Here is a 26066-nt window from a genome sequence, read left to right as displayed (position 1 = left end):
ATGAAGAAAGTGCTGATCGGATTTGTATTGTTTTTGACGGCGGGCTTTGGTTGGGTCGGCGGAGCAGTTGCCCAATCGGGCGGCAGCCACTCCGGCGGCGGAACCAAAGTGCCGCAACAGGTAATGCAGCACATTTTTGAGGAAATAAAGACCCCTTACAAATACGGCGTCGTGGTTCCCCAGCCTGATAACGGCCGGATGGTCGACAGCCCGACCGTGTTCCGAAAAGGCGGCATTTGGTACATGACCTACATTATTTTCGACGGGAAAGGGTATGAAACCTGGCTTTCGAAAAGCGATAACCTGCTGCAATGGACTTCGCTGGGCAGGATCATGTCGTTCACCGACAACACCTGGGATGCCACCCAAAAAGCAGGTTACGTGGCCCTGATCGACACCGAATGGGGCGGTAGCTATGAGCCCGAAAAGTTCGGAAATAACTATTGGCTCTCCTACCTGGGCGGTTCCGAAAAAGGTTACGAAGCTGGCCGGCTAGGCATCGGTATTGCCACCACCCCCAATTTGACGAAATCGAACGAGGTAAGCCGCCTGCCGAAACCCGTACTCTCGGCCACAGACAAGGACGCCCGCTGGTACGACGACCAAACGATCTACAAAAGCCTCATCATCCGCGACACGGCCCGCAAAACCGGTTATCCGTTTGTGATGTATTACAATGCCAAGGGCGAAAAAGGCGACGACAAGGGTAACGGCTTCGAAAGCATCGCCATGGCCGTATCCGACGATATGACCCATTGGAAACGTGCCGGCGACAAGCCGCTCATTACCCGCAACACCGGCATTTGCGGCGACGCTCAAATCGCAAAAATCGGTGATGTGTATGTGATGTTCTACTTCGGGGCATTCTGGAAACCAGGCGCATTCGAGCGCTTCGCCTGCTCCTACGACCTTCAAAATTGGACAGACTGGACCGGCGAAGACCTCATTTCCCCAACCGAACCTTTCGACAAAACCTACGCCCACAAGCCCTGGGTGATCAAATGGAACGGCGTGGTGTACCATTTTTACAATGCCGTAGGAGAAAACGGCCGGGTTATCGCGTTAGCCACATCCAAAGACTTGGGAACTAAGAACAAACCTTGACCATACTTGACAATACCTGACAACACCTGACCATTGACCATCGACCGCCGACCATCGACCGCCGACCGCCGATTTCTTGATTCAGCGAGCCTGACAAATCATGACAATAACTGACCACACATGACAATACCCAACTAAAACCGACCAATGAAAAAACTCCTATTCCCCCTTTTAGTCGCATCTTGTTTGCAAGCCAACGCACAAAAGGAAGCCACCTACACCCCCGCCAAAGCCCCGCTCAGAAGCAACCCGTACAGCGAGCTGCCGCTAGGCGCCATTAAACCGCAAGGCTGGCTGAAAGAAATGCTTGTTCGCCAGAAAAACGGCTCCACCGGCAAGCTCGACGAACTGTACCCGCTCGTGATGGGAAGGCGCAACGGCTGGCTGGGCGGCGACGGCGACCAATGGGAACGCGGCCCCTACTGGATCGACGGCCTGCTCCCGCTCGCCTACATCCTCGACGACAAAGAGCTGATCGCCAAAACCAAACCCTGGGTGGAATGGGCCATTGCCAGCCAGCAGCCCGATGGCTATTTCGGCCCGTCCAAGGATTACGGCCACGAACCCGGCGTGCAGCGCGACAACAGCCGCGACTGGTGGCCTAAGATGGTGGTACTGAAAATTTTAAAACAATACTATTCCGCCACCGGCGACCAGCGGGTCATTACGTTGATGACCAATTATTTCAAATATCAACTCAAAGAATTGCCTTCGAAACCGCTGGATAACTGGACATTCTGGGCGCGGTACCGCGGGGCGGACAACCTGGCCGTCGTGTACTGGCTCTATAATATTACCGGCGATAAGTTCCTGCTCGACCTCGGCAACCTTATCCATTTACAGACTTTCGATTATACCAACGCATTCCTGAATACCGATCTGTTGTCGACGCGCGGCAGCATTCACTGCGTCAATCTCGCGCAGGGTATCAAAGCGCCGCTGATTTATTTCCAGCACCATCCCGATCAGAAATACCTCGACGCAACCCGAAAAGGTTTTGCTGATCTCCGCAGGTTCAACGGCCTGGCGCACGGCCTCTACGGCGGTGACGAAGCATTGCACGGCAATGATCCTACCCAGGGCTCGGAGCTTTGTTCGGCCGTGGAAATGATGTTCTCGCTCGAAAGCATCCTCGAAATCACCGGCGATGTGGGCTATGCCGATATGCTCGAAAAAGTGGCGTTCAACGCTTTGCCGACGCAGCATTCCGACGATTTTATGACGCGCCAGTATTTCCAGCAGGCCAACCAGGTGATGATGACCCGCCACCACCGCAATTTCGACGTAAACCACGGCGGCACCGACGTGTGCATGGGCCTGCTCACGGGCTACCCCTGCTGTACGTCCAACATGCACCAGGGATGGCCTAAATTTGTCCAGAACCTCTGGTATGCCACGGCCGACAAAGGCATTGCTGCATTGACGTATTCTGCCAGCGAGGCAAATATCAAGCTTCCGGGCGGCGTGCATGTGGCGGTAAAAGAGGAAACCTCCTACCCTTTTGAGGAAACTATTAAATTCACTGTCAATCCTTCCACCAAAGCGGTATTCCCGTTCCATATGCGGATTCCGGCTTGGTGCAAAAAGGGGGCTGTCAAGGTAAATGGCAAGCTCTGGCTCGAACCGGATGGTAACCAGATCGTGAAACTCACCCGCGAGTGGGAAAAAGGCGATGTGGTGGAACTGACATTACCGATGCATATCTTCAAAAATACCTGGGTTGAAAACTCCATTTCCGTCGAGCGGGGGCCGCTTACTTATGCATTGAAAATAGGCGAAACTTCCAAACTGGTGAAAAACGATAAAGACCCGATCGACTACGGCGCCAGCTACACGGAAGTGCGGCCGACCACACCCTGGAACTACGGGCTGATATTGACTCCAGACAGCAAACTGGAAGAGCAATACAAATGGGAAGCAGCGAAACCGGTCTCCAACTATCCGTGGAACCCGGAGAATGCCCCCTTGCAGATCAAAACGAAGGCGCGCCGCATTCCGTCATGGGGATTGTACAATGAAATGGCCGGGCCCATTCCGTACAGCATGACGTACCAGCTCGAAACCGAAGACAAGGAAGAAGACATTGTGCTGATCCCCTACGGCTGTACCAATCTCCGGATTGCGCAGTTTCCGGTGATCCATAAGAAAAAGTAGGTTATCATTAAAAACGATTTTTGAAATGCATTCAGCCATTAAAATATATGTAGGCGCAGCGCTTGTCTGGTGCGTTCAGGCCTTGCCGCAACCTGCACAAGCCCAGCAGCGCATTCAGTCTGTGAAGTTCTCGGAAGTCAACATTACCGACCAGTTCTGGAAACCCAAGCAGGAAAAAGTGGCCACGGCCACACTCAATGCCTGCATCATTCAAACCGAAGAAAAATCGGGCCGTATCCGGAATTTCGAGAAAGCGGCACGCAGGCAGGGCGAAAAGCACGAAGGCATTTATTATGACGACAGCGACGTGTACAAAGCCATTGAGGCGATCGCCTATTCGCTCAAAAACCGCCCCGACGCTGCATTGGAACGCAAAGCGGACGAGTGGATCGACAAAATCGCCGCAGCCCAGCTGCCGGATGGCTATTTGAATACCTACTACACCTTAACCGACCTCAAACAGCGCTGGACCGACATGGAAAAGCACGAGGATTATTGTGCGGGCCATTTGATGGAAGCAGCGGTGGCCTATTACAACACTACCGGCAAACGCAAACTGCTCGATGTCGCCATCCGCTTCGCAGACCACATCGATTCGACGTTCCGCGTGGCCAACCGGCCGTGGGTATCGGGCCACCAGGAAATCGAGCTCGCGCTGATGAAGTTGTATCACCTCACCAAAGAAGACCGCTACCTGAAACTCGCCGACTGGTTCCTCGACCAGCGCGGCCATGGGCATGGAAAAGGTGTGATCTGGGATCAATGGAAAGATCCCAAATATTGCCAGGACGATGTGCCGGTGAAGCAGCAGAAGGAGATCACCGGCCACGCCGTGCGTGCCATGTACCAGTACACGGGCGCGGCCGACGTGGCGTCCGTCACGCAGGACCCGGGGTATATGAACGCCATGACGGCGGTGTGGGAAGATGTCGTTTACCGTAACATGTACCTCACCGGCGGCATAGGCTCTTCCGGTCATAACGAAGGTTTCACCGACGACTACGACCTTCCGAACGGCGCCGCATACAGCGAAACCTGTGCTTCCGTGGGCATGGTGTTCTGGAATCAGCGCATGAATGCACTCACCGGCGATGCCAAGTACATCGACGTCCTCGAACGCAGTCTCTACAATGGCGCGCTGGACGGCCTGAGCCTGAGCGGCGATACTTTCTTTTATGGCAACCCGCTTTCTTCTGTGGGTAACAATGCGCGCAGCGCCTGGTTTGGAACGGCCTGCTGCCCTTCGAACATCGCGAGGCTCGTGGCGTCCGTCGGGGATTACATTTATGGAAAATCGGATGGAAAAATTTGGGTAAACCTCTTTGTAGGCAGTAATACTCATTTTCAAATGGGTAAAACGGCTGTACCATTGAAAATGGAGACCAACTATCCCTGGGACGGCAATGTGAAGATCCGGGTTTCGCCGGCACAGAAGGTTAAGTACGCATTGAATATCCGCATCCCCGGCTGGGCCGCCGAAACGGCCGTTCCGGGTGGGTTGTACAATTTCGCGGCGAGCGGTAAGAGCAAAATCGAAATACTGCTGAACGGCAAGCCCGTAGATTACCAAACGGAAAAGGGTTACGCGGTGATCGACCGCTCCTGGCAGAACGGCGACGAAATCGAAGTGAAGCTGCCCATGGAAGTGCGTCAAATCAAGGCCCGCCATGAAGTGAAGGCCGATGCCGACCGGATCGCCCTCCAACGCGGCCCGATTGTGTACTGCGTGGAAGGCGCCGATAATGCTGGCGAAGTATGGAACCTGCTCGTTCCCGAAAACCCTTCATTCAATATCCAAAAGGGCCTGATCCTGAACGAGCCCGTGGTTTCCATCCAGGCCAACCTGCAAATGATAAAACCCACGCCCGACGGCCTGAACGTAAAACCGGAGCCGCAGACCGTCACCGCGATTCCCTACTACACCTGGGCCAACCGCGGCCGCGGCCCGATGCAAGTGTGGCTGCCGGTGAAGATGAAGCATATCAGGATTGCGGAATAATGTTATGGCAGTAAATGGTGGCGGATTGAACCTTCAATCCGCCATTTTTTTTATATACATACCTATCAACCCGTTTGATAAAACCAAGTATGAACCCAGGCACCGCAATAGACCAATTCATTCAATACCTGACCGCCAAGATCACGCTTTCGGCCGATGAGCTGGCACAAATCCGACAGGTAGCCATCCAAAAGAAAATCCGCAAACGGCAGCTGCTGTTACAGGAAGGTGACGTATGGAGATACAATGCATTTGTTGGTCACGGCTTTCTGAGGACCTATTCCATCGACAACAAAGGCAACGAGCATATCCTGAACTTTTCTCCCGAAAACTACTGGTCGGGCGACCGCGAAAGCCTCACCACCGGCAATCCGTCCAGGTTCAATATCGAAGCGATTGAAGACACGGATGTGGTTTTGATCACCAAAGAGAATTTCGAGCAGCTTTGCCGCAATATCCCCCAACTGAATGATCTGGTCAATGCGATTCTGCATAAGAGCTTCGTCGTATCACAGGACCGCATTCATGCGGGTATCAGCCTTTCGGCCGAAGAAAAGTACCAGAAATTTCTCAACCAGTATCCGCAAATCGCCAACCGTGTGCCGCAGCATATGATCGCGTCCTACATCGGCATTACCCCCGAAACGCTGACGCGGATCAGGCGGAGCAGCGCCGGCAAATAGCCGTTTTCATTATTTCCATTGACATTTGTTTGTTATTTTTTCAAGTAAATGTCAATGGAAACCGACCCTCCCGGGTCGCAACTTTGCATCGTCAACTTTAACATTTACGACGATGAACAAGACAGTTTTTATTACCGGAACCAGTACCGGTTTTGGTAAACTCACAGCAATCACATTGGCCAATGCAGGCCTTACCGTCATAGCTGGCATGCGTAACACCGCCGGAAAAAACCGGGCAGTTGCCGAAGAATTGGGCGCCATTCCCAACATTGAAGTGGTGGAAATAGACCTGACCGACGATACTTCGGTCAACAACGCCTTTGCGCAAGTCCTGGCGCGCCACGGCAAGATCGACGTCCTCGTAAACAACGCCGCGGCGAGCGGCTTTGGGGTGTTTGAATCATACAGCGTGGACCGGATCCGCGAAATGTTCGAAATCAATTTTTACGGCGTGGTCAGGACCTACCAGGCCGTGCTGCCTGCCATGCGTGCCGCGAAAAGCGGATTGATCATCAACATTACCTCCGGCGCCAGCGGCCATACACTCCCGTTTATGGTGCCCTACCTGGCTTCCAAGTTTGGTGTGGAGAGCATTACCGAGGGTTTACAGGACGAATTGAAACAGTTCGGCATCGATAACGTGTCGATACAGCCGGGCGTATACCCGACCGAAATGAATACCGGCGCCAAAGCCGGCATTCACGGCGACAAACCCGCAATCGCTCAGCAATACGATCCGTTGGCATCCGAACAGTTCAATGCACTTGGTCAAGGCCTTTTTGGCAAAATGACCGCCTTTGAAATGAACCCCCAAACCATCGCCGACGGTGTGCTCAAACTGATCCAAATGCCGGCAGGCCAACGGCCGCTGCGTTTCCCGCTCGACGCCATCGCACAGGGTACCGATGTGGAGTTCATCGAAGCCCGGGCGAATACCAAGGCCAGATGGGTAGCGGCTTATATGGAGTAGTAGCGTGCCGGTGGATTTAACACGGCAATCTATCGAAATGCGGGTGATAGGATTTTGGCGTGATTCGTTAAATTGCCAAAAACCTATTCCCCGCCTTAATGAGTAAATCGAAAAGCGCTTCCGGCAATGCCATTGCGGAACTATACACATCACTGATCGAAAAAGGTAAACCTGGGGATTTGCTGCCTTTTCTGAGGCTGCATGCCCATGCCAACAAGGCCGTATTAAGGCAGGAAATCAAAAAGGCAAAGAAATACTGGCTCAGCTACATTGAGCTTCCAACCGGCTCCGTCGTGGATGCGTTCTTTGGTACGTCCAGATGGGGCCAGCGGGGCAACGAGCAACAGCAGGAAATGGTGATACTGAGCGCCATCGCAGTGCTTGACAAAACTGAAATCATGCGCTGGGATGAAGCTTTCCCCTATTTCAGCAGACTCGACGAACCAATCGTACGCGAAGTCGTAATGTGGGCTAAGCCAACCTGGACGAATGCATTCTTATTAAGCCAATTGAAAAAAAACGATTGGTCTACTCTTGACTATTTTCATTTGAGGCTGCTCGAAGAGCGTGGGCTGGTGGAATACGAACCCGAGTTGTTTGTTCTGTCGATGACCAAGTTTCCGTTCCGGTTTTATCGGGAGAATAGCCTCCTGACTGCTTATATGGAGAAAATAGTGAATGATCCGCTGGCCTATCAACGTGAACTTCCGCTATTGTTTCAATATGAAACCGGGATTCAAAACCAGAACATGCCGATGGCACCGAACGAACCGTTCAAGAATGGTTGGGAAAAGATACTAGGCTCCTGGCTGGACCACGGAAGATTCGACCGTGCCTGGTTTATTGAAAACTGCATTCTCGTACAAACGAAAGAATGGAATGGCCGCCTCCGGGCGTTTTTTCGAAAACGGCTGGGCGATGCATCACCCACGGCCGCCGAATTGCTGGCCGCACAATATCCTCTTTTTGCATGCCTTCACGCACCGCTTAATACGGTGGTGAGTTTTGCTGTGGACCTGATCCGTAAAATATGGAATGATAAAAATTTCGATTTCCAATCGTTTATCGAGTTTATAGAGCCCGTTATGATGCGGGCCGACTGCAAAGGGGCAATTCGTCATACTTTAACCATTCTTGACAAAGCAGCGCAGCAATCGTCCGAATACCGCCCGGCGGTCAGCTACCTTGCCGCCGATGTGCTGGTCGTCCCCGACTTATCCTTGCAGGAACGGGCGGTTAAAACTTTGAAAAAGACGGGCGATCCAAACGACGTGGTGCTAACCGACAAACTGAACATGTATATCCCGCAGTTGCAGGGGAATATCACGGAAATGCTGGGACCATTGCTCACAGGCAGTATTCGGGAGATGCCCAACCTGTACGAGGAATATGCTGCCGAGACCAGGTCGCATTCGATGATCCACGACGGCTCCCGCTTGCCTGAATTCGCGGATTGGAATGACCTGCTGTTTCATTTTGGAAAATTCATCCAATCCGAGGATGTAATGCATGCTGAAATGCTCATGGACGCTTTCGTTACGAAGCGGCATTTGTTCCCCGCCGACGCATTGGAACAATTAAAAACTTATGCCGACCAGCTCAGTGGCCTTTACTTCAACGCTCCTTACAGACGCATGGTCGGCGGGTTATTGATCCACCTTATCCGTCAGGAAGAGGGATTTTACCAACCTGAGCGCGACCATTTGGAACGGTCCGAGATAGGTAACCTTGCTAAGTACCTGGTGCATCAAATACAGGAAAAAATAGTATCCGGTTCTAAAAGGTCGCTCTTGTGCTTCCCTACGCATACGCCGCATTGGATCGATCCGTCGATACTTATTGACCGCCTGATCGCATATGATCATGCAGGCGAAGCTGTCGACCCGGTTGATTTTGCGATAGCTATCAGCAGGACCCGGCGCGAAAATATCCCGGAAGCTGTTGAAAAAGCCCATCGGCTGCCTCGGCAATACCAGCAGCTGATGGCTTTTGTTCTCGGAACTACCGGGGAAATCCCGGCGCCTGAAAAACCATCGATTTGGAAAAAGCTGTTCGGTTCAGCCAAGAACATCGATTATGTTCCCTGGGCCGTAGCGGCTCGCACCTTTTATCCCAACCAGGAATTTCAGGAATTCGAAAACACCGACTTAAAGGGTGTGGTAAATGTGGTGTCGCCTTTCGCGCCGGAGGTACGAATCGATGTGAGGAGGCATGAAACACGTCATGCATTCAGCAAAAAGGTTGACAAATCTACAACCCGTCGGCTGATCGCCACGCTACCGAAGTCAAAATGGACTGGTAAACAGCCTCTGCTGTATAGTATGGATATTTACGAGCACAAAGACAGTGTCTGGGGTATCAATTTATCCTTCGGGACCGTGTTGTTCTGGCACAGCGTCATGCCTCAGAATGATCAGGCGTTGGCATCTTTCTTGCTGCGTTATTGCTGTGAATATTCCGAAGGCCTCGGCGAGGACGACCTGAGGGCATTTCTGCTTATAGTATCAGATTCAAGTTTCGTTTTTACCGACACAATTTATTACGTGATAGCGTGCTGCTATTTGTACAAGGACTCGGGGCTGCGCAACTTCGCTGCGGAGGTATCATTATTACTCATCTGCGAAAGGAGAATCGACGTCCGGCAGTTGGGTGAGAAACTCGCCAGATTGATTTTCGAGGGCTATGCCCCGCTGCAACGTTTTCTGGACGTGGCGGCGGTGATCAGGGACCATTCGGCCTTGCATAATGGCGCGCTTCTGACCTTGCTCGAAACGATCCTCGAACGATTTGAGCTGAAAGAAAAGTTACCAGCCGGGTTTAAAAAACTGCTGGAAATGTATTACGACCTGCTCACCAAAACCGGTCAGGCGCCAGGTGTTAGCACGCTGCAAAATCTGACCAAAATTCCGGAAAGTACTTCGTTAAAACCAATCATCAAACAACTTCAAAGCATTCCCCACCAGTGAACTCAACCGATTTTCAATACCAATATGCTGCCAGTTCGACGCTCGCCCGGGAAGGCGCAGGGAGCCTGCTCAAACTCGCTCATCACTCGGAAATTAACGAGGTTAATAATGTGCCCTGCTTTTTCTGGGGATCACTGACCGAACCCTACCTGACTGCCAGATGCTGGATTACGCTCGCCAAGGTGGTCAGAAGCAGTTTTGGGCTAATGCCGGTGTCGCTTCGCGATCCTATCGTTTCCGTCGGCGCCGAAAAACTGAGGTTCGAAGGATTTTCTTCGTGTAATGGCGTGTATGTGCGCCTGGACATGCTACCGGAAGCCGTGGACGGCGAATATGTGGCAAGCGGCACCACCAACGTCGATTTCAACGAACCGATGATCCACGCGCTGAACCTGGTTCAAAAAAATGAACGTGTCGTTCTGGGCGTTGGTCAGCGCGAGGTCAGTGTGGCCACCGAAAAGGCGAAGGTGATCGAAAAGAAAGTGGCGTTGCCAAATCGGTGGATCAAAGGCCTTACGAATGTGCAGGTCAGTCTGGCCCGCATGAACCAGCTATTCGCGCTGAACCGGGTGCAGTGCATCCAGCTCTTCCAGGCCGTGCCCAAGGGCAATGCGAAAGGAACCTACTATATCACCTTCCGCTCCGGCAAATACAGCTTGTCTACGCTGGCCACGCCGGGATCAGTAAGGATAGGCGGCATTCAAAGGCTAAGGTTGCTGGAAGGAATCCTGCCATGGGTGCAGCAAATGCATTTGTACGAATCAGAAGACCGCGAAACCTGCGCCGCGGTGGCCGACTTTGGTAAAATGCGGTTGATGATGGCCTTTTCACCGGATGCCACGCGCGGCTTTTCAGGCGAAGGGTCCGCGCTCGAGAGCCTCACCCAGCAAGTTTCCAACGAATGGGTTTATGGCCTGAACTACCTCCTCAAATCCAATGAAACATTTGACCCCACGCTGGTATCAATCGAAAACGATGTCGATTTCGGGACAATGGACAGCCTCGTCGCGCATTTGTCGGCCATGGGCCTGCTCGGCTACGATGTTTTTGAACGCCAACACTTCTATCGGCGCCTTCCCTTCAAAGCCGAGAGGATACTCGGCCTGAATCCGCGATTGAAAAACGCGCAAAAGCTGGTCAGCAATGACGACATTGTCATTCTTGAAAACCGCGCCGGCCATGTGGAGGCGCGTGTGAAAGGAACCGGGGTGTTCCACACGGTGCTGCTGCACGGCAACGAAGCGAAATGCACCTGTCAATGGTTTACGAGCTACCAGGGAAAAAGGGGGCTTTGCAAGCACGTGCTGGCAGTACAAATGGTACTTGATGCGGGGTAAGCCACTGCTTTACCGCAACGACTACCGGCTACTGACAGCTCTCTTTCGGGCAGTATTCCGCCCTATTCACTCCGTAAACTCCGAACCGGGTCCAACATTGCCGCGCGCAGGCTCTGGAAACTCACGGTAGCCAACGCGATGAGTGACATCAGCGAGCCAGCCGCCACGAAAAGCCACCAGGAAACCGAGATTTTAAACTCGAAATTCTGCAACCATTGGTCCATCAGGTACCAGGCAATGGGCGACGCTACGACGATCGCCAGCACCACGGGTTTCAGGAAATCGCGGGAAAGCAAAGCTACCACGCTGCCAACCGAAGCGCCAAGCACTTTTCTCACCCCTATCTCCTTGGTCCGCTGCTCGGCGGTGAAGGTTGCGAGACCGAACAGTCCCATACTCGCTATCAATACCGCCAAAATGGTCGCGGCCTCTATAAGCCGGGCTGTGCGCGTTTCGGACTGGTAGGCCTGCGCCAGGGTTTCGTCCAGGAAGCTGTATTCAAACACCTGATCGGGGAATGCTTCCATCCAGGCTTTTTCGATGTCGGCCAATGCAGCCTGAATCGAAGCGGCACTGGCATTTTCGCTTTGCAGCTTGATGCCCGCCTGGTAAAAGTTGTTGGGAACGACTTGAATAATGGTCGGATCTATTTTCTGATGCAGGGAGTTAACGTGGAAGTTGCGGACGACACCCACAATCGTCGCAAACTCGTTACCATCACCGTAATAGACCCTTTGGCCGATTGCCGCCCGGGGACTGTCGATGCCGATCCGGCCAAGGAATACTTCATTGACGATAATCCTGAAATTCCTCGTCGTGTCGCTGTCTTTCAGCGGCTCGCCGGCTAGCATCCGGATGCCATAGGTATCGAAATAATGTGAGTCGCCCATTTTCATCTGGGTTTTGACCTGAACCACCTTCGGCCCCTGCCGGTATTCCATTGCCTGCATCCAGTTACTTTCGGCGGAGGCACTATTGAATGAAAAGCTCACATCCTTGATTTGGGCCGAACGGATCAGCTGTTCGCGAAGCGTATGCAGTTTTTCGGGCTTGTTGTCGGGTAATCCCACGGTAATGACGGCCGATTTGTTGAACCCGAGGTCCGCATTGCGGAAGAAATCCAGCTGCCGGTCGATCAGCATCGCGCAGCATATCAGCACGAGCGATACCGTAAATTGCACGACTACCAACCCCTCTCGCATGGAGAACCACTGACCGGCGCGTACTGTCGAATTGCTCTTCAGTGCCCAGATCGGCGCCATGCCCGACAGCCTTAGTGCAGGATAAATACCCGCCAGTAAGGTCGTCAATAGCAACAGAAAACCCGTAAAGAGCGCCGTTGAGCCCGTAAACAGGTCGTCGTCCAATGTCAGTGGAATGGCCAGCGCTGCCGCCAGGACGGGCAACAACAATACGCTGAGTACCAGCGCCACTATGCCCGCGAAAAGTGTAACAAGGCCTGCTTCGGTCAGGAACTGGTATATCAGCGATTTGCGGCTGCTGCCTATTGCCTTGCGTATGCCTACTTCCTTCGCGCGCTTGAATGCACGCGCTGTGCTGAGGTTGATGAAATTGAAGCAGGCGATTAACAGAACGAGTGCGCCGATTACCGAAAGTGTTTTTAGCAAGCCCACATTCGCGCTCCGGCCGCCGAGATTACCCGTGTAATGGATTTCAGCCAAATGATTCAGTTTGAAACGCTTGTCGGGAAGTGCTTCCTTACCCATATATTTCACTACTACCGATTCAAAACGTCCGGTGAGTTGCTCCGGGGCTACACCTTTTTTCAATACCACAAATACCTGAAAATTGTCATTCCAGCCGTTCCATTTATTGTCCTCAAAACCTGGGTCAATCTGCTTGACGGTTGCGAACGAGACAAGCATGTTGAACGGGAAGCTCGTGGTAGCCGGGTAATCCTCCACAACCCCGGTGACGGTCAAGTCCTGTTTATTATCCATCCGGATCGTATTTCCGAGCACATCCGCGGTCCCGAAGTACTTTTTCGCGTAAGCGCGCGTGAGCACGATCGCATTCGGTTGCGACAATGCATGCGCGGGATTGCCTGCTACCCAGGTATAGTCGAGCGCGCGGAAGAGGGCATTATCCGCAAACACGACCGATTCCCTGAATGCCGGCCGCTGATTTTTTTTCTCCTGAGAATAGCTACCCGCGGGCAGCGCTCCGGCCGCCATGGTCTTGCCTCCCCTTTGCATAAGCGGCGCGATGACTTCGGCTTCGGGTAGGTCGGTGCGCAGCGCCTGGGCCATGCCGGTGTAGGTACCCGGATACGTATGTCCTTCTTTGATATTCTCGGTTTCTACCCTGTAAATCCGTTCGAGGCGCGATTGCGACAAGTCGTAACTAGTCTCATGCCGAACCACCAGAAAAATCAGTATCGTACAAGCCAGCCCTACCGCGAGGCCGGCAACATTAATAAAGGAATAGCCTTTGCTGTTGAAAAAACTCCTTACAGCGATGGTGAAGTGGTTTCTGATCATGACCGGCCCGAAATTGAAGTTCATTTCCCGCACCACCAATGCCATGCCAATTTTTGACATTCTGTCAATGGAGGCGCCTAGCCTCATTTTCGTAAACCCTACCCGATATAAATGTCCGCTTTCGAACGCCGGGCGTGCCAAAACGGACACGCAAAGCACAGCCTACGTCCGAAGAAATGGTTCTTCGCCATCTTCATGACCGCTTAATAACTAATTCTACAAACAAATCGAATTAGTAAGTAAAAAATAACGCCACGGCAGCTTCCTCCTCCAAACAACTTTTATCTCCATGAACAGAGACAACGACAGACAACAAATTGAAAAACTGCGGCTGATCGTCCAGGAAGCGGAAAACACCGGCAACCTGGAAATGATGACCGCCATTCTCGCCGATGATATCACCGTCATCGCTCCCGGTTCGCCGGTCATCAATACCAAGGCTGGCGGCGTGGAGTTCCTGCGCTCGTGGTTCGATGCGTTTTACATTCAGATATCCTACGAATCGCAGGATATCGAGATCAGGGAAGATCTTGCCTATGAATGGGCGATTTACCAACAGACAACCACCGACAAGCAAACGGGCGAAAAAGCGTCGGAAACCGGCAGGATGCTTTGGATTTACAAAAAATACGATGGAGCATGGCTGCAACATTTTATCATCTGGAATACAGCCGCTTAAAGAATCTTATCCTCACAATAAATTAAAACACCATGTCTTATCTTCATGCGCCAAGGCTCGTGTTCACGGGCGATTTCCTGTCCGATGTCAGCACGGTTAACAACGACACGGCCCACTACAACAACGCCACCTTCCAGCCCAATTTCCAGGACCCCGGCAAGGGTGCCACCAATGGCTGGTGGAATCCCGAAGGCGGCGCAGTTTTCGATTTCCAGAACTGCGCGGTCAGGCAGATTTTCCTGCCCGATGGCACCACGCAGACTTCCCAGTCCGACGACATTATTATTGGCCAGGCCGTAGTAGGCGCCGAGGGGCGTCCGACGGGAAAAATGGTGGACCTCGACCCCGACGCCCAGATGTTTTCCGCATTATGGTGCGTGCAGCTCCGCATTTGTACAGCCAATGGCGACCTGCTTTTCAAAGGTGACATTACCACCACCTCGTTCCGCGACCTTCAAATGAGGCAGCTCGACGGCGGCAAAAGCAACGGACAGCCATTAGGCGCCAGCTGGACGTCGGTGATTACCAATATCGAATGGGGCGTGCTGGCGGAACAGTCGGCTTTCCTGAAAACACTGCGCGCGACCACGCAGAATAACACCCTGGCCATTAACATGAACCCGTTCGGCTATTACTATAACCATAACGACGGCCGGTTTTCGCTGGGCCGGATCATCGGTTCCATCGGCCCCTATTTCGAAGGCGAGCCGCTCACTTTTGCGCCGGCGCGCAGGTTGTACGGCATCAATTACACGCCGAGCGCCCGCAGTACTTTTTTCAGCACTTCCAATTTCCTGGTGGAGCCCGATTCCAAACGCGTGAGCATTGATTTTGGGGCGAGCTTCCCGGTAGCCGATTCCGTCGGCACTGTTACCTACAAACAAGACCTGCGCCTGGCCGTCAGCAAAGTACCGCAAACCGGCGTAGCGAGCCGTCAGACGCCGACTTTTTACATTAATCCGAATGATTTCATCGAAATCGGGACATTGGACTATCAATCCGACCCAAACTGGCTCAACCAGACAGGCGGGATCGCTTCTTTCAGCAATTTGCCGGACGCGACGATGGCCGCGCTGAGCAACAGCCAGTTGCTGCTAATTACCCCATCGACAAGCCAGCCGGGACAATTTGCGATCATCGCGCGCGAGGCCATCGACGGGCTCGTAGCCAGGGCCGATAATTTCATTCAGCGCCTGGATGACGGCCAGTCAGTGAATATCGATTTTTATGCCTATCAATGGGGAAACCTGCTTCCAAATACGAGCATCAGTATTACCCTCGACCCGGCTACCCCCGATACGCCTGTCGGCCCGCAAAACCCGATCTCGGAGCTTTACGGGAACAATTTCCCGGCAGAGGGCCTGACTTTCGACGGTCAGATTTCGACCAATCAGCAGGGCAAAGCGCAAATGCTGCTCACCGGTAATGCCATTTACAGCCCGAGGGTTTACATCGACGGACAGATCTACTTCATTACCTACCAGACCGCGACCGTCGACCAGGCATTTGGAACAGAACAAGTTGTGGTGCACCTGCGCGATTATTTCCAGGAAATCGCGAACCCGGTTTGGAGTGACATTTCGGAGATGATGATCCAGTACAGCAACCTGTACCCGATCATGAGCAAGTATGTCGTGAACCTGGCCGATCCTGCGGCACTCGCAGAGAAAAAGAAGATCCTGATTTTCGCATTCTCGCGCGATATCAACGACACGATGCACATGCCCGTGACGCGCGACTTGTCCTCTACCAAGCGTAATACCATTCTCAACTGGCTCAACAATCCGCAAATCGCTCCGAAAACCGTGGTAAGGTCCGAGGCCAGGGAGGCGCGGACTGCCAACCCGGTGGCACCCGGCACCGCGCTGACCGACAAACAAACCCGTTACCGGGAAGCTGTGAAAGCGAAAAACGGGTCGTTCCCGGGCTTCTCCGCCACCAACGATTTGTTTGAAAATCTGTGATTTACGGCCTAAAACTCATTCACCATGCTACAAATAGATTCAAGATATATTGAGAAGGCATTGAGCGCCAATGCCCTGGAAGAGCTCTATCCGCTCGTTCAAAACGCCGTCGAACTGGAACATTCCACGATTCCGCCTTACCTCACGGCGATGTTTTCCCTGAACCCTGGTGCCAATCCGGTGCAGCGGCAAGTAATCCATTCGATCGTGATCGAAGAAATGCTGCACATGACCATCGCGGCGAACATCCTGAATGCCCTTGGCGGGCACCCGGTGATCAACCATGCCGATTTTGTACCCGAATACCCCGGTCCGTTACCGATGGGCATTGGTAACGGGCTCATCGTGGGGCTGGAAAAATATTCGACAGACGTCGTCAAAAATGTTTTTATGGAGATTGAAGAACCGGAGAATCCGCTCGTTTTCAAATCCGTGAGCCTGGCCGCATTGCCGACTTACAGCACAATCGGCCAGTTTTATCAGGCCATTCAGCAAAAGATTGACGAACTGGCACCGGATGAATTGCCGGGAGAGAAGAGCAAACAAGTCACTTCGTCGTTCTTTCCTGCCGACGAGCTCTTTCCGATTTATACCAAACAAAACGCGATCGACGCGATCAACATCATCATCGAGCAAGGCGAGGGAACTTCCACCTCCCCGCTCGACCAGGAAGATGAACTCGCGCATTACTACCGTTTTGAGGAACTTTACAAAGGCAAAAGGCTGGTAAAAGACGATACCGCCCCCAATGGCTATTCGTTCTCAGGGCCGGCGATCCCGTTCTCAGCCGAGGGCGTTTTTCCGTTGTTTCCCAATACGAAAATCAGCATGCTACCGGTCGGCAGCGAGGAATGGAACCGGATGAACGAGTTCAATACGAGCTACTATTCCTTGCTTTCGGGGCTTCACACGACGTTCAACGGCCAGCCCGGAATGCTCGATAATACGGTGGGTGTGATGTACGATCTCAAACTGACCGCCCAGAAACTGTGTGCCACGCCCTTCCCGGGCAAACCCGGCTACACAATCGGGCCATCGTTCGAGTTTATCGTTCCCGCCGGAAGTTAGCGTGTTTTAAAATGCAGGTCGACGGCCAATTACAGCCGTCGACCTTTTAGCGTTTATACACCCTCGAAAGCGTTTTTCAGAGGTGCTATTTGGAGCCTTTTCATGGGTAATAGTGCCTGAGTTACCCGATTGAGCTGCTCGCGGGTGCCATTTACCATCATTTCTTCCAATTCGATGGGTGAAATTTGCCACGACACGCCGTATTTATCTTTAATCCACCCGCATTGCTCAGCCTCGCGAACAGCCGACATTTTTTGGGTAAAATAATCCAGCTCTTCCTGGTCATCGCAATTCACCACCAGCGAAATACCCTCATTAAAGCTGAATTGATGCTGATGGGCGCTGTCCATGGCGGTAAACCACGAATCTTCGAGCTTGAAATCGGCGAACATGACTGTACCGGGCTTGTCCGGCGAATGGCCTTCGGGATAGCGGTGCAGCGAGCCCAGTTTGGATTTCTCGAAAACAGAACAATAGAAATTGATGGCTTCCTCCGCCTTGCCGCATTGATCCCCCACAAACAGCAGCGAAGTGATGATCGGCGGCCTCGGCTCGCCTTCGGGCTTCGTGAGGATCAGCTGCCACGAAACGCCATACTTGTCCTGTACCCAGCCATACCGCTCACTGAACGGGTATTCGCCGATCGGCATTAACGCGCTTCCGCCATCGGCCAGCTTGTTCCAGACCTCATCGATTTTCGCGCGCGCCGACTCCTTCGACCCGTCGAACAGCAGCGGGTCAAAATTGACCATGAAGGATATGGAAGGATTCGGTTTGAAAATCGGACCGGCGCTGATGGCCATGAATTTCTGCCCCCAGAGCTCGAATATGACCATATCGGCATCGCCCGAAGGCGTATCTTCCAGCGTTGTGACGCTCATCACCCGGGACTCCGGAAATACCGATGCGTAAAACTCCGCTGCTTCCGCAGCTTCCTTGTCAAACCATAAATGCGGGACGATTTTCTGCATGACCATTTGATTTTAGTTGATGACTCGAACGGGTGCACTGACGGGAGGACCGTAAAGTTAAAAAATTGGTCGATTTGAACAGCTTGTCATTTTATTTCGACACCACTTTTCGCTTGTAGTAACTTGTGCTATGTTTATAGATACATTCAATCCTGAACGATGATCAACTTAAGACTACTGCAAAAATGGGTGGTGATCGGCTGCCTGGGGCTTTCTTCCTGCGCAAGCTACCAGCGCAGCGACCTCTATTTCGGCCGAGACATTCCGGGCGGCGGGACCGTGAGCGAACAGCAATGGAAGAATTTCAGCGACAGCGTCATCAGCAATTACTTTCCCGAAGGCTACACCGAATGGGACGCCAATGGCCGCTGGAAGGATACCGACACTAAGCAGACCATCACCGAACCGACCAAAGTGGTGACGTTCTTTGGAAAAAAAAGCAAGGAAAGAAGCGCCGCCCTCGACAGCATTGCCCAGCGTTACCTTCGCCGGTTCCGCCAGCAAAGCGTGCTCCGGACAGATATTAAATCCAAAGTGAAGTTTATCAACAAAGCGCCCTGATCGTACAATCCTGCCAACCGATCATTCGAAATAGTGGTAGAAAACTTCGGGCAGCTTGTTTCCCAATGAAATCCAGTCGGCGGCGAGCGGCGCTTTATTCAGACCTTTGATCCATTCGTAGTTCAGCTCATAGACGGCGGCGTAAATGCCGAGGCGCGTCAGGAAGCCCTCTCCCAAAGTGCCCGGGTTCCGGAAACTTGCCTTAGTAGCACCTTCCGTAAACCAGGTATGCTTGCGCAGGAGCGATTCCAGCTTATCCATACGCGCAAGGTAGTCGGTAATATCCCCGTCGGGCCGGCTTATATGCAGGTTTCCGCCGGCATCGTTATGAACATCAAGCGCCAGATCGGGCTTCTTGTTCGCCCGTATCATCTTTTGCAGCCATTGTTCGAGGTAATAGTTTTCCGGTGCAATGAGCTCGTCGGCCGGTTTGTCCCACTTGCGGTTCAGGTCATAACCGTTGGCATTAAACCGTGTTTTGCCGCGTGCAACGCCGTCTTTGTTGGCCATAGGCAGGATGTAAACACAGTACCGCTTCAAATAGCGTTTGGCGTCGTCGTCGTTACTGAGCAGCTTCTGTACCAGCCCTTCCACGGTCCAGTTCCCGCCCGCCTCGAATGCGTGCGCCCTCGCGCGCAGGAAGAGCCGCTTGGGTGCATTCTCATTTCCGATCCGGATGATTTCCAGCGACCGGCCTTCCGCGGTTTTACCGATGGTCGTAACGGCGGCAAGTTTATTCTTCCCGATGGTCGCCAGCATTTTCTCCAGATCGCTGACCCGGTAGGGCTCCACGCTCGCAATGTAGGCGAATGGCGCCTCCATCCTGAACCGGAACAGCATCCTGCGGCCCGGCACGACTTCTATCGAACGGCTCTCCCACTTTTTATGATCAAAGGAAATCACAAACCGGGAGCGCTCCGAGAGGTCGCTGGCAAACCGATTGTTCCAGATGTTATCAAAATTTTCCAGGATCACGGTCACTTCCGTTCCCGTTGCTGCCTCGACCCTGAAATGGAAGTGGTTCACAGCCCTGTTCCGCGAAAAGCGTTCATGGTCGTATACCAGGCTGCCCACCACCCTGCCGGCCGAATCGATCCGCCAGTTCATAGGTGAGGCATTCTCAAAGCCGGTATGGACAAAGATTTTGGACGCAGCGATGCTGTCGGCCTTGTCGCCCGGAATTTGCGCGCGTACATCCGTACGCAAGCCGGTGCCCGCGATCAGCCCGCAGGCAAAGAGTACCTTTAAAGTTACGTTGTATTTCATCATTCAACCGGATTACTGATTGACACCTTCATGCACGACTGTGCACGTGCACGTACCTTGCAAAAGCAGTTTGTAACCTGGTTCTACTTTCAAAAATAAGCGCCGCTTTGCTCCCGAATCGGCCGTTAAAAATCTGCACGCATTCCGACGAATCGTTGGCATAATTTTTAACTATATTCACGGTAAGAAATCAACAACTAACTGATACGTAGCATGAAAAAGATAGTGATCACCGCCGCCATGGTATGCTTCTGCGCAACAACGGCAGCGTTTGCCCAAAGTACCAGCAGTTCCACCGACAAATCCAAAACGACCAAGGCTACCGGGCAGGGCGTGCAAACACCTACGCCCGAAACCGAGAAAAAAAGTACCGACCAATCGGGTAAGCCTAACCCTACGGACCAGGTGGCTCAGAAAAGCAGTGAAAACGACGGCAGCAACCGTCCCGGGGGCGCTACGCATGAAAATGCCAATGACGTAGGCCGGTACTCCGACCGCGAAGACAACAATTCGATGCTGTTTTCCAAAGAAGCTATTGCGATTCGCCGTAAAAACCTCACCGAGCCGGATGCGACGGTGAAAGAAGGCAGCGGCTCCGCACCCAAAAACACCAAAAATCACACAGGCACCACCGGCAATTACCGGAATCTGGCGACGCAAACCAGCGGTGTGCCGTCGCGGGAATAGAACCGTGGTTATTGGCAGAATGAAAAGCCCCGGCAATATTTTCCGGGGCTTATTGATGAACTCAATTGTTCTGCGGCGTTTTCAATTTATCTAAAATCCTCAAAATCGTCGTGTCTTCCACCACGTTGGATTCGTTGTCGTGGTTGTGGAATTCGTCCAGTTTCCGCTTGCGCTTCGTATCGCTGATGCCCCTCTCCACCTTTTGCCTATACTCCTCCAACGACCGGCAATAGTAATGGTTAAGCTGGATCGTATCCACACTCACGTCCGCCAATGCCTCATCAATGGGTACAAAATGCTCATTCACACAGGAATACCCGGGTTTGAATTTGAAACAATGCGATTTGTAAGCCGACTGCACAAAACGTGGCTGGACAATACTTTTAATATGGCGGTTAGGCGGGAAAGAGATCTCCGATCGTCTGGTAAAGTTTTCCAATTGACTGCCCGCCGGCTTTTGGATATGATTATTCGAACCAAATATCAACCACGACAGCCCAAGACCGCCGTATTCTTCATATTTTTCAAGCAATCGGGGCAGGTTTGCACTTTCATTTTTGGGTACGATAAACTCGTCCATATCAATGAATCCGATCCATCTCGAATTATAACCAAAGTTATCGAGGCAATACTGGTACGCTTTCACGTGCATATTCTGCCCGGGAATGCCCGTAACCGTCACCCATTCGCTGTAACCAAGTGCGGCAATGGCTTCTTTAACAGGGCTCTTGCTGCCATTATCATAAATATAAAAGTGTTCTACCCCGACTTTCCGGTGATAATCCAGCCATTCGGAGAGGTAATCATTTTCGTCTTTTACAATGCAGCAAACGGATAAATAATATTGAGGTTCAACAGATTCACCGGTGCGGGAGCCGCGAAACCGGGAAAGCAGATTTTGAATGGAAAACATGATGGCTAATGAGATTTTGTCGATGACATGCGCCAAAGTTATGGCTTATTGATCGGAATACTCAATCCCGCTTTTACAATATCCAATACAATACTGGTTTTAAAGCTTTTAACATTATTGTTCCCGAAAAACAGTTGCTGGGTCAGCTCTTCATACTCTTTCATGCTGTAAACGACCAGTATCAGGATAAAATCCACTTCGCCCGTCACGTAATAGCATTGCTGCACCTGCGGGGCGTTGCTGAAAATCGCCTTGGCTTGTTTGATGATCTCCACCTTCTCCACTTCCATCTTCACTTCCGTAAAAATGGTGATCGGCCGGCCCAGTTTTTCGGGATCGAGCACCGAAATGTCCGCTCTGATCACGCCCGTTTCCCGCAGCCGCTTGATGCGCCGCTGCACCGCAGGCGCCGACAGTCCGATCCGCTCGCCGATATCGCGCTGGGGCGTAGTATTATCGGCTTGGAGGATCGCCAGAATGGAAATGTCGAATGAGTCGAGTGTAATCATAGGGTTGGTGCAACGAAACAAAATTGCAAATTTGCCCTCAAAATCGAGGAAAAATTACGCCTGACCAAAATTAATTTTGCGCAACAATTTAATTCGATCAAAGTCAAATGCAGAATCAGGCGGGGAAGGGAATCGCTATGGTGCTGATGGGCGCCAGTTTGTGGGGCGTATCAGGCACATTCAGTCAGTTTTTATTTCAACAACAGCACATCAGCGTCGAGTGGCTGATGTCGGTCCGTATGCTCATTTCCGGGATAGTCCTCGTGGCTATCAGCAAGGCCCGGAAAAATGCGGACACATTCGCGCCCTGGAAAGACAAACGCGACGCGATCCGCCTCCTGTCCTTCGGCATTTCGGGTATGCTTACCGTCCAGTACACCTATTTCGCGGCCATTAAACATTCCAATGCGGCCACTGCCACCATATTGCAGTTTACGAGCCCCATTATCATCGCCGTTTATCTGGCTGTTAAGTTCAAAAAGCCGTTGCGGCCGCTCAACCTGGTGGCTATTGCCGTTGCTATGCTGGGTACATTCCTGCTCGTGACGCATGGAAAACCGGGCGAGCTGGCCATTTCGGGCACAGCGCTGGCCTGGGGCCTTGCCTCGGCCGTGAGCCTGGCGATGTACACCATCCAACCGGAATCGCTGCTCAAAAGGTACCACGAAACCACCATCATCGGCTGGGGCCTCCTCATCGGCGGTATCGGCATCTCGCTCGTGCGCGCCCCCTGGCACACCGACGGCATCTGGGACGTGCACACCTACGCCTACACCGCATTTGTCGTCCTTTTCGGCACGCTAATCCCCTTCTACGCCTACCTCACCGGCGTAAAACTGATCGGCGGCCAAAAAGCCAGCCTCCTCACCTCCGCCGAACCGCTCTCCACCGCGCTGCTGTCCGTAAGCTGGCTCGGCGTGCCATTCCTTCTGATGGACTACATCGGCGCCGGGCTAATTATCTCAACGGTATTTCTGCTCGCCATGGAGCGGGATGTGGCGTTGGAGCCGCCTGTGGTATAACATATTGAAGTGATATATGATAAGCAAAAGCCAGGCAATCGGGTTCGATCGCCTGGCTTTGTTCGTATTGGGGAGGTGTAAACAAGTTACCCCTTCATCCCCTCAACCCGCTGGAAGAAAAATACCAGCTCCTTGAATGACGTGAAAATGTCGGCTGCGCGGGGATCTAAGGGCAAAATTTGCATATACCGTACTACTGAATCGTGGATAAAAAAGCACACTGTCAACCGCCTGATAATTACAGATTCCGATTGGTGATCGATTTTGTTACTCATCTCTAAAAATCACTATATTGCAGCATGGCAGTACAGCAGCCCTGTTTAGTATAATAATTTAATAATCAACCAATTAAAGCCCAAATAAAAAATTACAAAGTATTCAAATATGCAGACAGACGTCAAAGGGAAAATAAACGAAAAAAAACTCGCTTTTAGTAACACACTCTTACCGTTGTTCGAGGCAGTGGTAAACTCCATTCAAGCAATCGAAGAGGAAACATCTACCAAACCTGGCATTGTTAGGATCAACATAGTTCGATCGGAACAAGAAACAATAAACTTTGGAAGGCCAGAGATACTTCCTGAAATTTCAGATTTTCATATAGAAGACAACGGAGTTGGTTTCAACGAAAAAAACTTCGAGTCATTTAACTATGCACACTCAACCTACAAGTTTGGTAAAGGCGGAAAAGGAATCGGCAGGTTTACATGGCTAAGAGCTTTCGGCCGTGCAGAAGTCGAAAGTCATTTTTTTGAAAACCAAAATTGGCACCTCCGCAAATTTAACTTTGAACCGACTCGATCAGGAATTGAAAAGCACACCATACATGTTATTGACGAAGCCCCACAACGTCAGACGATTGTAAAACTTAGAAACTTGAAACAGGAATATAGAAAATGGTGCAATAATAACCCAGAAGACATTGCCTTGAAAATTATTGAGCATTGCTTTATCTATTTTATCAACAAACAATGTCCCAGGATTATTATTAAAGACCTCGGCAACGAAATAGTTGTCAATGACTTGTTTACAAAATTTACAAATGGACAGGTGAAGACGAAGGAGGTAAAAATCCGAGATAATGTCTTCAAATTAAACGTAGTTAAACTATATAGTAACAAACTCGACAACAAAATTCATTACTGCGCGAATACCAGAGAAGTACTAGATGACAAAATATCCATTGACATTCCAGAGCTCGATGATTTCTTGTACGATGCGGAGGGCAATAAATTTTCAATAGCAATCTATGTAGAAGGAGCATATTTAGATGCCAATGTTAACGATGAAAGAACCTCTATTTCATTTTCAAAAGGCGAAATTGATTTTCCGGACCAAACTAGTCAAGAAGAGCTTCGAAAGACAATAACAGAAAAAATTCACTCGGATTTCTCTGAACAGATCGATCAACTTTCGTTGAAGCGAGTTGAAAAAGTGAGAGAGTTTGTAAACCGTCATCCGAGATATAGACAATTACTGAAATATAAACCTAACGAATTAAAGCGGATACCTTCCACTCTCAACGACGAGAAGCTTGAAATCGAACTCTTCAAAGTTCAGCAAGCATTAGAACTCGAAGTTAAACAAGAAGTTACTTTGGAATTAAAGTTTATCAACAACGAAGAAGACAGTAATACTTTCAACGAAGAAAAGCAGGCCCTTTACAGCAAAATCATCGAAGTAGGAAACTCTAAATTATCTGAATATGTAATACACCGAAAGCTTGTACTGGATTTGTTTCAAAAATTATTGAACGAAAGGGCCACTGAACGAGCAGTACACAACTTGATATTTCCACTACAAAGTCTTTCCGATGAAATCGGCTTCGAAGATCACAACCTTTGGATGATCGACGATAAACTTTCATACCACAAATATCTCGCGTCAGATAAAAGTTTTAAAAAGATCGACTCCATTAAATCTGATTCTAATGATCGACCGGATATCATAATATTTAATCACCCCTTTGTTTTTTCGAACGACAGTAAACCATACGAGTCAATTGTCTTAATAGAATTTAAGCGCCCAATGCGAGACGATTATCTTGATGATGAAAATCCAATACAACAAATTAACAAATATGCCAGAGAAATCATTGACGGCGAAGCAAAAGACAAAAACAATAGAGAATTTGGTTTAAGAAGCAACACACCAATCTACGCTTACATTATCTGCGACCTAACAAAAAAACTACAAGCCTACGCGAAAGACGGAGGCTACCGTTTATTACCCGGCGGAGATGGATACTTTGCTTTTAACGATAACTACAATATGTATGTCGAAATAATGAGCTTTGATAAAATCTTGAAGGATTCCAAGGAACGTAATCGGGTCTTATTTGAAAAGTTGAATATAGGTTAGTAATTTAATAGAGTACCGTAGTTTTTCCTCCTGCCAAGACCAAGATATCTTAACCACCTACTACCACATTAGTCCTCTCTTCCAGCCACTTCGGCAAATTGGTGAAAGCATCGTCCTGCGGTCTGTCAAACAATGCAAATAAAGTCATCCGCGTCGGGGCGGTGAATGCCGGGGTTAGTTGATGCGCCACGTCGGCATACAGCGATTTGCCCTTGAAACGGTCGGTTCGCGGGTGGCCTGCAGCGATATAGTGCTGCGCGGAAGTCTGCACGTACAACAGCAACAGCGCCACAAATATCACGAAGTTTTCAGTCGGTGTCTGGTTCATGGATTTTCTGGTGCAAACAACGT

Annotated in this window: 20 protein-coding genes; 14 read left to right on the top strand and 6 right to left on the bottom strand. The window is 51.1% G+C overall.

The window, feature by feature from the left end:
- From J2Y43_RS19395 to J2Y43_RS19365, 7 genes are all read left to right on the top strand, one after another.
- Positions 1–1104, top strand: a complete 1104-nt coding sequence (locus J2Y43_RS19395; protein ID WP_309985897.1) for a glycosylase — start codon at positions 1–3, stop codon at positions 1102–1104.
- A 147-nt stretch (positions 1105–1251) separates the two neighbouring features.
- Positions 1252–3258, top strand: coding sequence for a beta-L-arabinofuranosidase domain-containing protein (locus J2Y43_RS19390; protein WP_309985894.1), 2007 nt, complete (start codon positions 1252–1254; stop codon positions 3256–3258).
- Positions 3259–3283: 25 nt separating this feature from the next.
- On the top strand, positions 3284–5257 hold the full coding sequence (locus tag J2Y43_RS19385) for a beta-L-arabinofuranosidase domain-containing protein (protein WP_309985890.1): 1974 nt from the start codon (positions 3284–3286) through the stop codon (positions 5255–5257).
- Positions 5258–5346: 89 nt separating this feature from the next.
- Positions 5347–5940 carry a Crp/Fnr family transcriptional regulator gene (locus J2Y43_RS19380; protein WP_309985887.1) on the top strand — a complete coding sequence of 198 codons (594 nt, stop codon included), beginning with the start codon at positions 5347–5349 and terminating at the stop codon, positions 5938–5940.
- A gap of 112 nt (positions 5941–6052) precedes the next feature.
- Entirely contained in the window at positions 6053–6910 is an 858-nt protein-coding gene (locus J2Y43_RS19375) for an SDR family oxidoreductase (protein WP_309985884.1), read from the top strand.
- A gap of 98 nt (positions 6911–7008) precedes the next feature.
- Positions 7009–9876, top strand: coding sequence for a DUF6493 family protein (locus J2Y43_RS19370; protein WP_309985881.1), 2868 nt, complete (start codon positions 7009–7011; stop codon positions 9874–9876).
- Positions 9873–11213: an SWIM zinc finger family protein gene (locus J2Y43_RS19365; RefSeq protein WP_309985879.1), complete on the top strand. Its 1341-nt coding sequence runs from the start codon at positions 9873–9875 to the stop codon at positions 11211–11213. The genes J2Y43_RS19370 and J2Y43_RS19365 overlap by 4 nt, the downstream gene beginning before the upstream one ends.
- Before the next feature lie 62 nt (positions 11214–11275).
- On the opposite strand, the gene J2Y43_RS19360 is transcribed toward J2Y43_RS19365, so the two are convergent.
- Positions 11276–13774 (bottom strand): ABC transporter permease, encoded by a 2499-nt coding sequence (locus J2Y43_RS19360; RefSeq protein WP_309985876.1) that lies wholly within the window; start codon positions 13772–13774, stop codon positions 11276–11278.
- 229 nt (positions 13775–14003) lie between these two features.
- Here J2Y43_RS19360 and J2Y43_RS19355 point away from each other — a divergent pair, with 229 nt between their 5' ends.
- The 3 genes from J2Y43_RS19355 to J2Y43_RS19345 are packed head-to-tail and all read left to right on the top strand — an operon-like array spanning position 14004 to position 17425.
- Positions 14004–14393: a nuclear transport factor 2 family protein gene (locus tag J2Y43_RS19355; protein ID WP_309985873.1), complete on the top strand. Its 390-nt coding sequence runs from the start codon at positions 14004–14006 to the stop codon at positions 14391–14393.
- Between the two features lie 32 nt (positions 14394–14425).
- Positions 14426–16357 carry a hypothetical protein gene (locus J2Y43_RS19350; protein WP_309985870.1) on the top strand — a complete coding sequence of 644 codons (1932 nt, stop codon included), beginning with the start codon at positions 14426–14428 and terminating at the stop codon, positions 16355–16357.
- Between the two features lie 24 nt (positions 16358–16381).
- Positions 16382–17425, top strand: coding sequence for a ferritin-like protein (locus tag J2Y43_RS19345; protein WP_309985868.1), 1044 nt, complete (start codon positions 16382–16384; stop codon positions 17423–17425).
- A 53-nt stretch (positions 17426–17478) separates the two neighbouring features.
- Here the strand turns inward: J2Y43_RS19345 and J2Y43_RS19340 are convergent, their stop codons facing one another.
- Positions 17479–18396 (bottom strand): VOC family protein, encoded by a 918-nt coding sequence (locus tag J2Y43_RS19340; protein WP_309985865.1) that lies wholly within the window; start codon positions 18394–18396, stop codon positions 17479–17481.
- 159 nt (positions 18397–18555) lie between these two features.
- On the opposite strand from J2Y43_RS19340, the gene J2Y43_RS19335 reads away from it, so the two are divergent.
- Positions 18556–18957: a DUF3574 domain-containing protein gene (locus J2Y43_RS19335; protein ID WP_309985862.1), complete on the top strand. Its 402-nt coding sequence runs from the start codon at positions 18556–18558 to the stop codon at positions 18955–18957.
- Positions 18958–18978: 21 nt separating this feature from the next.
- On the opposite strand, the gene J2Y43_RS19330 is transcribed toward J2Y43_RS19335, so the two are convergent.
- A complete protein-coding gene (locus J2Y43_RS19330; RefSeq protein WP_309985859.1) occupies positions 18979–20226 on the bottom strand; it encodes a M14 family zinc carboxypeptidase in 1248 nt (415 codons plus the stop codon).
- Positions 20227–20436: 210 nt separating this feature from the next.
- Between J2Y43_RS19330 and J2Y43_RS19325 the strand changes: the two genes are divergently transcribed.
- Positions 20437–20910, top strand: coding sequence for a hypothetical protein (locus tag J2Y43_RS19325; RefSeq protein ID WP_309985856.1), 474 nt, complete (start codon positions 20437–20439; stop codon positions 20908–20910).
- A gap of 61 nt (positions 20911–20971) precedes the next feature.
- Here J2Y43_RS19325 and J2Y43_RS19320 read toward each other — a convergent pair whose 3' ends face one another.
- Entirely contained in the window at positions 20972–21823 is an 852-nt protein-coding gene (locus tag J2Y43_RS19320; protein WP_309985853.1) for a glycosyltransferase family 2 protein, read from the bottom strand.
- Positions 21824–21861: 38 nt separating this feature from the next.
- Positions 21862–22332, bottom strand: a complete 471-nt coding sequence (locus J2Y43_RS19315; protein ID WP_309985850.1) for an Lrp/AsnC family transcriptional regulator — start codon at positions 22330–22332, stop codon at positions 21862–21864.
- A gap of 107 nt (positions 22333–22439) precedes the next feature.
- Between J2Y43_RS19315 and J2Y43_RS19310 the strand changes: the two genes are divergently transcribed.
- Both J2Y43_RS19310 and J2Y43_RS19305 read left to right on the top strand, forming a co-directional pair.
- Positions 22440–23354, top strand: a complete 915-nt coding sequence (locus tag J2Y43_RS19310; RefSeq protein ID WP_309985847.1) for a DMT family transporter — start codon at positions 22440–22442, stop codon at positions 23352–23354.
- A gap of 384 nt (positions 23355–23738) precedes the next feature.
- Positions 23739–25715 carry a hypothetical protein gene (locus tag J2Y43_RS19305; protein ID WP_309985844.1) on the top strand — a complete coding sequence of 659 codons (1977 nt, stop codon included), beginning with the start codon at positions 23739–23741 and terminating at the stop codon, positions 25713–25715.
- Between the two features lie 49 nt (positions 25716–25764).
- Here the strand turns inward: J2Y43_RS19305 and J2Y43_RS19300 are convergent, their stop codons facing one another.
- Positions 25765–26043, bottom strand: coding sequence for a hypothetical protein (locus J2Y43_RS19300; RefSeq protein WP_309985841.1), 279 nt, complete (start codon positions 26041–26043; stop codon positions 25765–25767).
- Positions 26044–26066 lie beyond the last annotated feature (23 nt).

The sequence above is a fragment of the Dyadobacter sp. BE31 genome, assembly GCF_031457695.1.
Classification (GTDB): domain Bacteria; phylum Bacteroidota; class Bacteroidia; order Cytophagales; family Spirosomataceae; genus Dyadobacter.
This window is presented reverse-complemented; position numbering and strand designations above follow the sequence as displayed.

Bases quoted from the DNA above. Each gene is read 5' to 3' on its own strand.
- J2Y43_RS19380 (WP_309985887.1), top strand. From the start codon at position 5,347: ATGAACCCAGGCACCGCAATAGACCAATTCATTCAATACCTGACCGCC.
- J2Y43_RS19340 (WP_309985865.1), bottom strand. From the start codon at position 18,396: ATGCAGAAAATCGTCCCGCATTTATGGTTTGACAAGGAAGCTGCGGAA.
- J2Y43_RS19320 (WP_309985853.1), bottom strand. From the start codon at position 21,823: ATGTTTTCCATTCAAAATCTGCTTTCCCGGTTTCGCGGCTCCCGCACC.
- J2Y43_RS19370 (WP_309985881.1), top strand. From the start codon at position 7,009: ATGAGTAAATCGAAAAGCGCTTCCGGCAATGCCATTGCGGAACTATAC.
- J2Y43_RS19375 (WP_309985884.1), top strand. From the start codon at position 6,053: ATGAACAAGACAGTTTTTATTACCGGAACCAGTACCGGTTTTGGTAAA.
- J2Y43_RS19355 (WP_309985873.1), top strand. From the start codon at position 14,004: ATGAACAGAGACAACGACAGACAACAAATTGAAAAACTGCGGCTGATC.
- J2Y43_RS19305 (WP_309985844.1), top strand. From the start codon at position 23,739: ATGCAGACAGACGTCAAAGGGAAAATAAACGAAAAAAAACTCGCTTTT.
- J2Y43_RS19350 (WP_309985870.1), top strand. From the start codon at position 14,426: ATGTCTTATCTTCATGCGCCAAGGCTCGTGTTCACGGGCGATTTCCTG.
- J2Y43_RS19310 (WP_309985847.1), top strand. From the start codon at position 22,440: ATGCAGAATCAGGCGGGGAAGGGAATCGCTATGGTGCTGATGGGCGCC.
- J2Y43_RS19360 (WP_309985876.1), bottom strand. From the start codon at position 13,774: ATGTCAAAAATTGGCATGGCATTGGTGGTGCGGGAAATGAACTTCAAT.
- J2Y43_RS19395 (WP_309985897.1), top strand. From the start codon at position 1: ATGAAGAAAGTGCTGATCGGATTTGTATTGTTTTTGACGGCGGGCTTT.
- J2Y43_RS19390 (WP_309985894.1), top strand. From the start codon at position 1,252: ATGAAAAAACTCCTATTCCCCCTTTTAGTCGCATCTTGTTTGCAAGCC.
- J2Y43_RS19325 (WP_309985856.1), top strand. From the start codon at position 20,437: ATGAAAAAGATAGTGATCACCGCCGCCATGGTATGCTTCTGCGCAACA.
- J2Y43_RS19385 (WP_309985890.1), top strand. From the start codon at position 3,284: ATGCATTCAGCCATTAAAATATATGTAGGCGCAGCGCTTGTCTGGTGC.
- J2Y43_RS19345 (WP_309985868.1), top strand. From the start codon at position 16,382: ATGCTACAAATAGATTCAAGATATATTGAGAAGGCATTGAGCGCCAAT.
- J2Y43_RS19300 (WP_309985841.1), bottom strand. From the start codon at position 26,043: ATGAACCAGACACCGACTGAAAACTTCGTGATATTTGTGGCGCTGTTG.
- J2Y43_RS19315 (WP_309985850.1), bottom strand. From the start codon at position 22,332: ATGATTACACTCGACTCATTCGACATTTCCATTCTGGCGATCCTCCAA.
- J2Y43_RS19335 (WP_309985862.1), top strand. From the start codon at position 18,556: ATGATCAACTTAAGACTACTGCAAAAATGGGTGGTGATCGGCTGCCTG.
- J2Y43_RS19330 (WP_309985859.1), bottom strand. From the start codon at position 20,226: ATGATGAAATACAACGTAACTTTAAAGGTACTCTTTGCCTGCGGGCTG.